General features: G+C 73.0%; 9 protein-coding genes. 8 read left to right on the top strand and 1 reads right to left on the bottom strand.

Annotation, left to right across the window (positions count from 1 at the left end):
• Positions 1-59 precede the first annotated feature (59 nt).
• The 4 genes from CRP52_RS10190 to ftsH all read left to right on the top strand — a co-directional run bounded on the left by CRP52_RS10190 (position 60) and on the right by ftsH (position 6,943).
• Complete coding sequence (locus CRP52_RS10190) at positions 60-2,564, top strand: [protein-PII] uridylyltransferase (protein ID WP_097236100.1); 2,505 nt, start codon at positions 60-62, stop codon at positions 2,562-2,564.
• Between the two features lie 102 nt (positions 2,565-2,666).
• The gene (ffh, locus tag CRP52_RS10185) at positions 2,667-4,232 is read left to right on the top strand and encodes a signal recognition particle protein (RefSeq protein ID WP_097236099.1); all 1,566 of its coding nucleotides are present in this window, start codon (positions 2,667-2,669) and stop codon (positions 4,230-4,232) included.
• 107 nt (positions 4,233-4,339) lie between these two features.
• On the top strand, positions 4,340-4,864 hold the full coding sequence (locus CRP52_RS10180) for a GNAT family N-acetyltransferase (protein WP_097236098.1): 525 nt from the start codon (positions 4,340-4,342) through the stop codon (positions 4,862-4,864).
• A gap of 141 nt (positions 4,865-5,005) precedes the next feature.
• On the top strand, positions 5,006-6,943 hold the full coding sequence (gene ftsH / locus CRP52_RS10175; RefSeq protein ID WP_097236097.1) for an ATP-dependent zinc metalloprotease FtsH: 1,938 nt from the start codon (positions 5,006-5,008) through the stop codon (positions 6,941-6,943).
• Between the two features lie 251 nt (positions 6,944-7,194).
• Here ftsH and CRP52_RS10170 read toward each other — a convergent pair whose 3' ends face one another.
• Positions 7,195-8,022: a class I SAM-dependent methyltransferase gene (locus tag CRP52_RS10170; RefSeq protein ID WP_373560476.1), complete on the bottom strand. Its 828-nt coding sequence runs from the start codon at positions 8,020-8,022 to the stop codon at positions 7,195-7,197.
• 283 nt (positions 8,023-8,305) lie between these two features.
• Between CRP52_RS10170 and proS the strand changes: the two genes are divergently transcribed.
• From proS to CRP52_RS10150, 4 genes are all read left to right on the top strand, one after another.
• Complete coding sequence (proS, locus tag CRP52_RS10165; protein WP_097236095.1) at positions 8,306-9,718, top strand: proline--tRNA ligase; 1,413 nt, start codon at positions 8,306-8,308, stop codon at positions 9,716-9,718.
• Positions 9,719-10,150: 432 nt separating this feature from the next.
• Positions 10,151-10,729 carry a hypothetical protein gene (locus tag CRP52_RS10160; RefSeq protein ID WP_049650398.1) on the top strand — a complete coding sequence of 193 codons (579 nt, stop codon included), beginning with the start codon at positions 10,151-10,153 and terminating at the stop codon, positions 10,727-10,729.
• Positions 10,730-11,184: 455 nt separating this feature from the next.
• Positions 11,185-11,613 carry a 30S ribosomal protein S16 gene (gene rpsP / locus CRP52_RS10155; protein WP_097236094.1) on the top strand — a complete coding sequence of 143 codons (429 nt, stop codon included), beginning with the start codon at positions 11,185-11,187 and terminating at the stop codon, positions 11,611-11,613.
• A gap of 2 nt (positions 11,614-11,615) precedes the next feature.
• Positions 11,616-11,855: an RNA-binding protein gene (locus CRP52_RS10150; RefSeq protein ID WP_030056773.1), complete on the top strand. Its 240-nt coding sequence runs from the start codon at positions 11,616-11,618 to the stop codon at positions 11,853-11,855.
• Positions 11,856-12,062 lie beyond the last annotated feature (207 nt).

Below are 12,062 nucleotides of genomic sequence, written 5' to 3'. Positions count from 1 at the left end.
CCTTCACCACGGCTCACTCGCACCACGGCTCACCCGCACCACGGACGGGACGCACGCGCATGACCACCGAGACCAGGCCTTCCGACCCCGCCGACCACGCCGCCGCCCGGGCCGCGCTGCTCGCCGCCCCCGGCCCGGTGGGCCGCCCGCGCCGTGAGGCGCTGGCCGCGGCCACCGACGACTGGCTGGCCGGCCTGCTCACGGCCGCCGGCGCCCCGCCGGGCGTGGCACTGGTCGCCGTCGGCGGGTACGGGCGCGGCGAGCTGTCCCCGCGCAGCGACCTGGACGTCCTGCTGCTGCACGACGGGCCGATCGCCCGGGAGCTGCCCGAGCGGATCTGGTACCCGGTCTGGGACGCGGGCGCCAAGCTCGACCACTCGGTGCGCACCGTCGCCGAGGCCCGGGCGGTCGCCGCCGCCGACCTCAAGGCGCAGCTCGGCCTGCTGGACGCCCGCCACCTGGCCGGCGACCCGGCACTCACCGCCGCGCTGCGCTCCGCCGTCTTCACCGACTGGCGCGCGAGCGCCCCCGCGCGCCTGCCCGAGCTCCGCGAGCTGGGCCGCGAGCGGGCCGAACGGCACGGCGAGCTGTCCTTCCTGCTGGAGCCCGACCTCAAGGAGGCCCGCGGCGGCCTGCGCGACGTGGTCGCGCTCAACGCCGTCGCCGCCACCTGGCTGGCCGACGCGCCCCGGGACGGCCTGGACGCCGCCGCGCTGCGGCTGGCCGACGTGCGCGACGCGCTGCACCTGGTCACCGGCCGGGCCACCGAGCGGCTCAGCCTGCAGGACCAGGACCAGGTCGCCGAACGGCTCGGCGTGCTGGACGCGGACACCCTGCTGCGCCAGGTCTACGAGGCCGCCCGCACCATCGCCTACGCGAGCGACGTCACCTGGCGGGCGGTGGAGCGGGTGCTCGCCGCCCGGACCGGCCGGGGCCGCCGGGTGGCCCGGCTGGCCATCCCGTTCACCGGGGTCAGCCGGGGAGCGGGGGCGGTGGCCCGCGGTGCGGTGGAGCGCCGCCCGCTCGCCGAGGGGGTGGTCGAGCAGGACGGCGAGGCGGTGCTGGCCCAGGGCGCCCGCCCGGCCGCCGACCCGGTGCTGCCGCTGCGCGCCGCGGCCGCCGCCGCGCAGAACGGGCTGACCGTCTCGTACGCGACGGTGCGCCGGCTGGCCGCCGAGTGCCGCCCGCTGCCGGTGCCCTGGCCGGACGAGGCGCGCGAGCAGCTGGTCACGCTGCTGGGCGCGGGGGAGGCGGCCGTCCCGGTGTGGGAGGCGCTGGAGGCGGAGGGGCTGGTCACCCGGCTGCTGCCGGACTGGGAGCGGGTGCGCTGCCGTCCGCAGCGCAACGCCGTGCACCGCTGGACGGTGGACCGGCACCTGGTGGAGACGGCGGTGCGGGCCGCCGCGATGACCCGCCGGGTGGCCAGGCCGGACCTGCTGCTGGTCGCGGCGCTGCTGCACGACATCGGCAAGGGCTGGCCCGGGGACCACAGCGAGGCCGGCGAGGTGATCGTCCGCGACCTCGCCCCCCGCATGGGCTTCGGCGCGGAGGACACCGAGACGTTGGCGGTGCTGGTCCGCCAGCACCTGACCCTGGTCGACACCGCGACCCGGCGTGACCCGGACGACCCGGCCACCGTCGAGGCGATCACCAAGGTGGTGACCACCCTGCCGGAGCTGGAGCTGCTGCACGCGCTCACCGAGGCGGACGCGCTGGCCACCGGTCCGGCCGCGTGGAGCAGCTGGCGGGCCTCCCTGGTGGACGGGCTGGTGGCGCGGGCCGCCGACCGGCTGGCCGGGGCGGTCACGGCGCCTGTGGAGGCGGCGCCCAGCGCCGAGCAGGAGCGGCTCGCGGTCGAGGCCGCCCGCACCGGCGAGCCCGCGCTGTCGCTGCGGGCCCAGGCCGAGGGGACGGACCCGGGTGCCGGGCCGACGGGTGCCGGGACGGCCGGTGCCGGGACGGCGGCCGCGCCGATGGGCACCGAGCGCATGGGCACCGGGCCGATGGGCGTCGAGCTGAACCTGGCCGTTCCGGACCGTCCGGGACTGCTCGGCACCGCCGCCGGGGTGCTCGCGCTGCACCGGCTGACCGTCCGCTCGGCCGGGCTGCGCGAGCTGGACCCGATCGGCGCCGGGCCGGTGCTGCTGCTGTCCTGGCGGGTGGCCGCCGAGTTCGGCGAGCTGCCGGAGGCGGCCCGGCTGCGGGCCGACCTGCGCCGGGCGCTGGACGGCTCGCTGGACGTCGCCCGGCGCCTCGCCGAGCGGGACGCCGCCGCCCCGCGCCGCCGGGGCATCCCCACCCCGCCGCCGCTGGTCGCGGTGGCGCCCGCGGTGGCCTCGGCGACCGCGACCGTGCTGGAGGTCCGCGCCCACGACGCCCCAGGACTGCTGCACCGGATCGGCCGGGCGCTGGACGAGTCGGGCGTACGGGTGCGCACCGCGCACGTCTCCACGCTGGGCGCGGAGGCGGTGGACTCGTTCTACCTGACCGACGAGGCGGGCCGTCCGCTCGCCGCGCAACGGGCCGGTGAGGTGGCGGCCGCGGTCCGGGCGGCGCTGGGCTGAGAGCCCGCCGGGGACAGGGGTGGAGACCGTACCCGGGGCGGCCGGATACCCTGGGGGACGACGACCGTACCGATACCGATGCCGTAGAGGACCCGCGACGACGTGTTCGACACCCTTTCCGATCGCCTCGCAGCGACGTTCAAGAACCTCCGGGGCAAGGGCCGCCTGAGCGAGGCGGACATCGACGCCACCGCCCGCGAGATCCGCATCGCGCTGCTGGAGGCGGACGTCGCGCTGCCGGTCGTCCGGGCCTTCATCAAGCAGGTCAAGGAGCGGGCGCTCGGTGCCGAGGTCTCCGGGGCGCTGAACCCGGCGCAGCAGATCATCAAGATCGTCAACGAGGAGCTCATCGCGATCCTCGGTGGCGAGACCCGCCGGGTGCGGTTCGCCAAGAACGGCCCGACGGTCATCATGCTCGCTGGTCTGCAGGGTGCCGGTAAGACCACCCTCGCGGGCAAGCTCGGCCACTGGCTGAAGAAGCAGAAGCACACCCCGCTGCTGGTCGCCTGCGACCTCCAGCGCCCCAACGCGGTCAACCAGCTCCAGGTGGTCGCCGAGCGCGCCGGTGTGGCCTTCTACGGCCCGCAGCCGGGCAACGGCGTCGGCGACCCGGTGCAGGTGGCGAAGGACTCGATCGAGTACGCCAAGCAGAAGCAGTACGACGTCGTCGTCGTCGACACCGCCGGCCGCCTGGGCATCGACGCCGAGCTGATGCAGCAGGCCGCGGACATCCGCGCCGCGGTCGACCCGGACGAGGTCCTGTTCGTCGTCGACGCGATGATCGGCCAGGACGCGGTCACCACCGCGCAGGCCTTCCTCGACGGCGTCGACTTCACCGGTGTCGTGCTCTCCAAGCTCGACGGCGACGCCCGCGGTGGTGCCGCCCTGTCGGTCGCGCACGTCACCGGCCGGCAGATCATGTTCGCCTCCAACGGCGAGAAGGTCGACGACTTCGACGCCTTCCACCCGGACCGGATGGCCTCGCGCATCCTCGGCATGGGTGACGTCCTCTCGCTGATCGAGAAGGCCGAGCAGACCTTCTCGCAGGCCGAGGCGGAGAAGATCGCCGCCAAGCTGCGCGGCGGCCCGAAGCAGTTCACGCTGGACGACTTCCTGTCCCAGCTGGAGCAGGTCCAGAAGATGGGCTCGATCTCCAAGCTGCTCGGCATGCTGCCCGGCATGGGCCAGATCCGGGACCAGATCAACAACATCGACGACAAGGACGTCAACCGGGTCGGCGCGATCATCAAGTCGATGACCCCGACCGAGCGGGCCGAGCCGGAGCTGATCAACGGCTCCCGCCGGGCCCGCATCGCCAAGGGCTCGGGCGTGCAGGTCGGCGAGGTGAAGAACCTGGTCGAGCGGTTCTTCGAGGCCCGCAAGATGATGTCCGCGATGGCCTCCGGCAAGGGCATGCCCGGCATGCCGGGGATCCCGGGCATGGGTGGCGGCGCGAAGAAGTCCGGCAAGAAGGCCCCGCAGGCCAAGGGCAAGCGCAAGAGCGGCAACCCGCTGAAGCGGGCGCAGGAGGAGGCCGCGGCCGCCGAGCGCCGCGCGCTCGGCCCGGGTGCCGGCCAGGCCCCGGCGGACGGCGGTGCGTTCGGCCTCGGCGCGGGCAAGGGTCCGGCCGACTTCGAGCTGCCCAAGGAGTTCAAGGACCTGCTGTAGGCCTTGATCGGCTCGGACTCCCTGTGGATCGGCCTTGATCGATTCCGTTCGGCCCGTCGTCCGGTGTTTCCGGGCGGCGGGCCGATCGCGTGTCCGATGATGGGGGCATGCGAGTGATGATCAGGGCCCCGAGGGCCGAGGACGCGGTTGCGTACGCCGAAGCGGTCCGGCGGTCCGCCGAACACATCGGCCGGTGGAACCCGGTCGAGCCGGACGGGCTGCCGGAGCTGCTGCAGCGCCAGGGGGCGGGCCTGCGCACCTTCCTGATCCTCGACCGGGACACCGGCGGGCTGGTCGGCAAGGTGAACGTCGCCAACATCGTGATGAGCCGCTTCTGCAACGCCGCGCTGGGCTACGACGCGTACCTGCCGTTCGCCGGCACCGGGCGGATGACCGAGGGCATGCGGCTGGTCCTGGACCGCTGCTTCGCCCCGCAGTCGGCCGACGGGCTGGGGCTGCACCGGCTGGAGATCAACGTGCAGCCGGAGAACGAGCGCTCGATCGCGATGGCCAAGCGGCTGGGCTTCCGGCACGAGGGCTTCTCCCCGCGGATGCTGTTCCTGCAGGGCGACTGGCGCGACCACGAGCGGTTCGCGCTGACCGCGGAGGAGTGGCCGGGCGCCTCGGCATAGCCGCTGGTCAGGGGCCTCGACCCGGCCGCCGGCGGGAGGCCGTGCGCGGTCCTCGGCGGCACGCTCCGGCACGGCCGTACGGGTGCTCGGGCGCGGCGTTGCGGTTGGCCGGCCCGAGCGCCTGTCCGTATCGTCCGATGGGTGACCGAACCCGTGCCACCGCGTCAGACCCCCGACCAGCCCTGGCGTTCCGAGGGCGCCCCGCCCCCGCCACCGCCGCGCCGTCGGATGCCCGGCGGTTGGGCCGGCCTGGTCCTCACCGCCCTCGTGGTGTTCCTGATCTCGGACGTGCTGCTCTCGTTCTTCGGCAACGAGGGCGCCACGACGATCTCGTACACCGAGTTCAACAGCCAGCTGAACAAGGGCAACATCACCAAGATCTACTCCAAGGGCGACTCGATCGAGGGCACCCTCAAGAGCGCCCAGCCCAAGCCGGACGGCGGCAAGGGCGACTACACCGAGTTCGACACCCAGCGCCCCTCCTTCGCGGGCGACAACCTCTGGGCCACTCTGCAGCAGCAGGGCGTCGAGGTCACCGCCACCTCACCGGTGCAGCAGCGCAGTTTCCTCACCAACCTGCTGCTCTCGCTCGCACCGATGCTGCTGCTGATCTTCATCTGGGTGCTGCTCGCCCGCCGGATGGCCGGGGGCCTCGGCGGCGGACCGCTCGGGCGCAAGGCCCCGCCCAAGCCCGTCACCGCCGAACAGGGCAAGCGCACCACCTTCGCCGACGTGGCCGGCATCGACGAGGTCGAGGCCGAACTCACCGAGGTCGTCGACTACTTGAAGAACCCCGACCGCTACCGCAGGCTCGGCGCCAAGATGCCCCGCGGCGTCCTGCTGAGCGGCCCGCCCGGGACGGGCAAGACCCTGCTGGCCCGGGCCGTGGCCGGCGAGGCGGACGTGCCGTTCTTCTCCGCTTCGGCCTCCGAGTTCATCGAGATGATCGTCGGTGTCGGCGCCAGCCGGGTCCGCGAACTGTTCGCCGAGGCCCGCAAGGTCGCCCCGGCGATCATCTTCATCGACGAGATCGACACCATCGGACGCCAGCGCGGCGCGGGCGGCGGCATGGGCGGGCACGACGAGCGCGAGCAGACGCTCAACCAGATCCTCACCGAGATGGACGGCTTCTCCGGCTCCGAGGGCGTCATCGTCATCGCCGCGACCAACCGGGCGGACGTGCTCGACCCGGCGCTGCTGCGCCCCGGCCGCTTCGACCGGCGGATCACCGTCAGCCCGCCCGACCGGGAGGGCCGCGCCGCCATCCTGCGCATCCACACCCGGACCGTCCCGCTGGCCGGCGACACCGACCTCACCCAACTCGCCAAGGTCACCCCCGGGATGACCGGCGCCGAACTCGCCAACCTGGTCAACGAGGCGGCCCTGCTGGCCGTCAAGCGCCGGCAGGACGCGGTCAACGAACGGGACCTCTCGGACGCCCTGGAGAAGGTCCAACTCGGCGCCGTACGGCCGCTGGTGATGCCGCAGGAGGAGCGCGAGCGGACGGCGTACCACGAGAGCGGGCACGCGCTGCTGGGCATGCTCCAGCCCGGCGCGGACCCGGTCCGCAAGATCACCATCGTGCCGCGCGGCCGGGCCCTCGGCGTCACCCTCTCCACCCCGGAGAACGACCGCTACTCCTACACCGAGCCCTACCTGCGCGGCCGGATCATCGGCGCGCTCGGCGGCATGGCGGCCGAGCAGGTGGTCTACGGGGTCATCACCACCGGCGCGGAGAGCGACCTGGAACAGGTCACCAGCATCGCCCGCGGCATGGCCGGGCGCTGGGGGATGAGCGAGCGGGTCGGCCGGCTCACCGCCGTGCCCGCGGACGTGCAGGGCGCCGGTGCGTACGGGCTCTCCGCGGCGCCGACCACGCTGGACGCGGTGGACGAGGAGGCCCGGCGGATCGTCGCCGAGTGCTACGACGACGCGGTACGGCTGCTGACCGAGCAGCGGCCCCGGCTGGACGCGCTGGCGGCGGCGCTGCTGGAGGCGGAGACGCTGGACGAGGAGGAGGCGTACCGGGCTGCGGGGGTGGCGCGGGAGGGGGCTGAGGGGGGCTCGGAGGGCTCCTAGGGGGGCTTGGAAGGCTCCTAGGCGGGTTCGCAGGGCTCCCCCGGGGCACGCGGGAGGCTCCTCGGGGCACGTGGGAGGCCCCTCGGGGCACGCGGGGGCCCCTCGGGGCACGCGGGGGGCTCCGAAGGGGGCGTGGAGGGTTCCGGAGGGGCTGGTGGTTCCGGCGACGCTCCCGGCGGGAAGTCGCTCGGCCAGGCGTGAATCGACGGCCGGGGGCGCTCTCCGAGATGGCGGGCGCCCCCGGTTCGCGTCTACCGGCGCGGCCGCTCGGCAACCAGGTAGCGGAACACGTTCTCCATCCGGACCGAGCCGTCCGGGCGCAGGTACGGCTGCAGCGCCTCCTCCAGCTCCTTGGCCACCAGCGAGGCGCCGGAGAACTCCTCGGCCGCGTCGAACAGGCCGGTGGAGAGCAGGCCCCGAACCGCGCTGTCGATGTCCGCGTAGGCGAACGGGCAGGCCACCCGCCCGCCGCCGGCCGGCCGCAGGCCCGCCGGGGCGAGCAGGTCCTCCAGCGCTCCCGGCGCGCTCAGCTCGAAGGGGTCGCGCGCGGTGGTCCGGCCCGCCATCCGCCGGGCCACGTCCAGCACCAGGGCGCTCGCGCAGCGCTCCGGCGGGCCCCACACGGCGAGCACCACGTGCCCGCCCGGCAGCGCGAGCCGGGCGGCCTCGGCCACCACCGGGCCGGGCGCGGCGGCGCCGGGCAGCTGGTCGAAAACGGTCACCAGTGAATGGGCCGAGCGGGGGACGGCGGCCGTCGGCCGGAACCCGGCGCACACCCGTAGTCGGCGGCCGTGCGCCAGCTCGCGCAGCTCCTCCCGCGGCTCCTGCCCGGCGACCTGGGCGCCCCGTCCCGCGGCGAGCAGCAGCGCCAGCCCGGACCGGCAGCCCAGGCCCAGCACACTGCTCGCCGGGCCGACCTCCAACCGGTCGTAGACCGCCTCGTAGAGCGGCACCAGCATGCGTTCCTGGATCTCCGCCCAGTCGCGCGCCCGCGCGGGCGCGGTGGCCCCGGGCTGCGGGTGGTGCGCCTGTGCGCCCGTTGGTCGTACGGCTGTGCCGGTCGTCCGAGCTGAAGCCATCGCGGCCTCCCATCCGGTCCTTCGGTGTGCTGCTACGGCTCCCCCAAAGTCCCGCCCCACTCCAGCGAACAGCGGGTAGGGCCCGGCGTCCAGAGGGGTGCAGGGTGGTGCGCCCGTGTCGCGGTGGTGCGCCCCCCGCCGGGCGACCCCGGGCGCCGCCGTCCGTGGGTGCGGTGGCGGTGGTGGCGGCGAAGGTGGAGTAGCGGGGTTGAGGTCCCGGGGGCCCTCCCGCGGGTGCGATACCGATTCGAAGTCAGGGGGCCGCTCCCCGTACCATTCGCCCATGGCTAAGGCACCCGTTCTCACCCCTCAGGCGGAAGACTTCCCGCGCTGGTACCAGGACCTCATCAACAAGGCCGAGCTGGCCGACAACGGTCCGGTGCGCGGCACCATGGTCATCCGACCGTACGGCTACGGCCTGTGGGAGCGGATGCAGCAGGAGATGGACGCGCGGATCAAGAAGGCCGGCGCGCAGAACGCCTACTTCCCGATGTTCATCCCGCAGTCCTACCTGACCAAGGAAGCGGAGCACGTCGAGGGCTTCGCCCCCGAGCTCGCGGTGGTCACCCACGGCGGCGGCAAGCAGCTGGAGGAGCCGGTCGTCGTCCGGCCGACCTCCGAGACGATCATCAACGAGTACTTCTCGAAGTGGGTGCAGAGCCACCGCGACCTGCCCCTGCTGATCAACCAGTGGGCCAACGTGGTCCGTTGGGAGCTGCGCCCGCGCGTCTTCCTGCGCACCACCGAGTTCCTCTGGCAGGAGGGCCACACCGCCCACGCCACCTACGAGGACGCCCGCGCGTACGCGTCGATGATCCACACCCAGGTCTACGGCGACTTCATGACCAACGTGCTCGCCATCGACGTCGTGCTCGGCCGCAAGACCGCCAAGGAGCGCTTCGCCGGCGCCATCAACACCCTCACGCTCGAAGGCATGATGGGCGACGGCAAGGCGCTGCAGATGGGCACCAGCCACGAGCTGGGCCAGAACTTCGCCAAGGCGTTCAACACCACCTACCAGCTGCAGGGCGCCGAGCGCGAGCACGTCTGGCAGACCTCCTGGGGCGTCTCGACCCGCATGGTCGGCGGCCTGATCATGTCCCACGGCGACGACAACGGCCTGCGGGTGCCCCCGCGTCTGGCCGCCGTCCAGGCCGTCGTGCTGGCGATCAAGGGCGACGACGCGGTCATCGCCAAGGTCCGCGAGATCGGCGCCCAGCTGGAGGCCGCCGGCATCCGGGTCGTGGTCGACGACCGCACCGACACCCCGTTCGGCCGCCGCGCCGTCGACTGGGAGCTCAAGGGCGTCCCGCTGCGCATCGAGGTCGGCCCGCGCGACCTGGAGAACGGCACCGCGATGCTGGCCCGCCGCATCCCGGGCGGCAAGGAGCCGGTCTCCATCGACGCCCTGGCGACGCTGCTCCCGGGCGTCCTGGAGGAGGACCAGGCGCTGCTGCTGCGCCAGTCCCGCGAGCGCCGCGAGGCCCGCACGGTCGACGTCAAGACCATCGACGAGGCCGTCGAGGCCGCCGCGACCGGCTGGGGCCGGATCTCCTGGGCCGACCTCGGCGCGGAGGGCGAGGCCAAGCTGGCCGAGCAGGGCGTCACGGTGCGCTGCATCGTCGCGGCCGACGGTTCGGTGCCGCAGGCGGACGACCAGGACGGCAATATCGCGATCGTCGCCCGCGCGTACTGACATCCGTTCGGGATCCGTTCGGACCACGTTCGAGATCCGTTACCTGTGGGTAATGGCCGTCGACGGAGACATTTGCCCGGAATGCGGATGAGTAAGAATCCGGTAACTCTTCCGAGCGGGTCCGGATGGCGGACATCCCTACTGGCCGGTCAACTCCCGGTATTAACGGAATAGCGGTACGGTGTACGGCCCGTGGCCCTGTCAATCGGACGGGACCACGGGCCGTACGTCCTGGGGGCGACAGCCCGCTCCCGGACGGAATTCCTCAGGCGCGCCGACTCTGCGGCGGGCCGAAACCGGCAGGGGGTTGGTCTTGCGTCAGATCCGGAGCGCGCAATTCGCGCGCGGCCTTGCATTCCTGGGAGTTCCCTGTGAATTCCCGGAGAACGGGAACATGCGGAACATCGGCTCGCACTCCATCGTTGGTCTAGCGTGAGCACGACACAGCCCCTCGTTCTCGCGGCCGAACTGGCCGCCGCCTGGAGTGACATCCAGGCCTACCATCAGGATCTCCCCGACCTGGCCTCGCCCGAGGCCCTGATCGGCGAATCCTCCTCGGCCTGTGGGACGCGGCTCGGTTTCGAGCGGCTCCTCCACGAGGCTGCCCACGGTCTGGCCGCGGCCCGGGACATCCGGGACACCTCGCGGGCCGGCCGCTACCACAACCGGCGCTTCCTGATGCTGGCCTCCGAGCTGGGCCTGGCGCACCCCGTCGAGCCGCACGCGAGCAGCGGTTTCTCCCAGGTGACCATGCTCAAGGAGACGCAGGAGCGCTACGCCGAGACCATCGAGCGCCTGGACCGCGCCCTCGGCGCACACCAGGAAGCGGTGGCCGGCGACGGCGCGACACGTGCCTTCCGCGGCCCGGCCGCCCGGCACGGCTCCTCCGGGGGTGGCGTCCGGGTCAAGGCGGTCTGCGGCTGCGGGCGCAACGTCCGGGTCGTACCGTCGGTGCTCGCACAGGCGTCCATCGTCTGCGGCGCGTGCCAGCAGCCGTTCAAGATCGCGTAGTCGGATCGCGCCATCGGGACTGCGTGGTCGGGATCGCGCAGTCGTAGCGGGTGATCGGATCGGGTGATCGGATCGGGTGATCGGATCGCGTGATCGGAGCGGGTGATCGATCGCGTGATCGGTCCGCGGCCGGTTCGTGGCCGGGCGGACTGCTGTGCGGGCAGCGGGCCGGCGGGCGAAAGAGCGTGTGCTGTGTGACGGGACGGTCGTGCGGCACGACAGCGGTGAATACGTGGGTTGGACCGGGGGCGGGGGCTCCCGGTCGAACCCTGATCGGTCCCTGGGCCCGTGTGCAGGCGGTTCGCGCCGGTATGGCAGAATGGACAGCTGAGTACTCGGCAGCCGAGCAGGACCCCTCTCTCCTACGGCTGGCGTGTCCCTTGAACGGTCCGCCCCGCAACCCCACGCGGTGGCGATCCCGCTCACCCACGTCAACACCAGGAGAATCCACTCCCGTGGCAGTCAAGATCAAGCTCAAGCGTCTCGGCAAGATTCGCTCCCCGCACTACCGCATCGTCGTCGCCGACTCGCGCACCAAGCGTGACGGCCGCGCGATCGAGGAGATCGGCATCTACCAGCCGACCTACAACCCCTCGAAGATCGAGGTCGACAGCGACCGCGCCCAGTACTGGCTGTCCGTCGGCGCCCAGCCGACCGAGCCGGTGCTCGCCATCCTGAAGCTGACCGGCGACTGGCAGAAGTTCAAGGGCCTGCCGGCTCCGGCCCCGCTGAAGGTCGCGGAGCCGAAGGTCGAGGACTTCTCGCACCTGTTCGCCAAGGCCGTCGCCGGCTTCGAGGACGCCACGACCGGCGTCGCCATCACCCCGAAGGCCAAGAAGTCGGACAAGGCCGAGGCTGAGGCCGACGCCGCCGCCGAGGCCTGATCGTGATCGAGGACGCCCTCGACCACCTGGTGAAGGGCATCGTCGAGCACCCCGACGAGGTGCAGGTGCGCTCGCGCAACCTGCGTCGGGGTAACACCATCGAGGTGCGGGTGCACCCCGATGACCTCGGCAAGGTGATCGGCCGGGGCGGCCGTACGGCGCGCGCTCTGCGCACCGTGGTCGGCGCCCTCGGCGGTCGCAACGTCCGGGTCGACCTGGTCGACGTGGACAACATTCGCTGACGCAGCTGCTCGTTCAGCCGTCAGGGCTTGGGGCCGACCGGGACGCATGTCGTCCCGGTCGGCCTTTTCTCGTTCCTTCGCCCTGCTGCTCCTTCGCCCTGCTGCTTCGGACGCCGTCGCGCTTCGGCTCCGGTCGGCTCGGCCCACTCGGTCTGCTTGACCGACTCGGTAAGCGCAACCCAGTTCGACTCATTTCGACTCATTTCG

Origin of the sequence: Streptomyces sp. 1331.2 (assembly GCF_900199205.1) — a bacterium.
Lineage (GTDB): Bacteria > Actinomycetota > Actinomycetes > Streptomycetales > Streptomycetaceae > Kitasatospora.
This window is presented reverse-complemented; position numbering and strand designations above follow the sequence as displayed.

Excerpts from the sequence above, each read along its gene's own strand:
- CRP52_RS10180 (WP_097236098.1), top strand. The coding sequence starts at position 4,340 with ATGCGAGTGATGATCAGGGCCCCGAGGGCCGAGGACGCGGTTGCGTAC.
- CRP52_RS10190 (WP_097236100.1), top strand. The coding sequence starts at position 60 with ATGACCACCGAGACCAGGCCTTCCGACCCCGCCGACCACGCCGCCGCC.
- proS (WP_097236095.1), top strand. The coding sequence starts at position 8,306 with ATGGCTAAGGCACCCGTTCTCACCCCTCAGGCGGAAGACTTCCCGCGC.
- CRP52_RS10170 (WP_373560476.1), bottom strand. The coding sequence starts at position 8,022 with ATGGCTTCAGCTCGGACGACCGGCACAGCCGTACGACCAACGGGCGCA.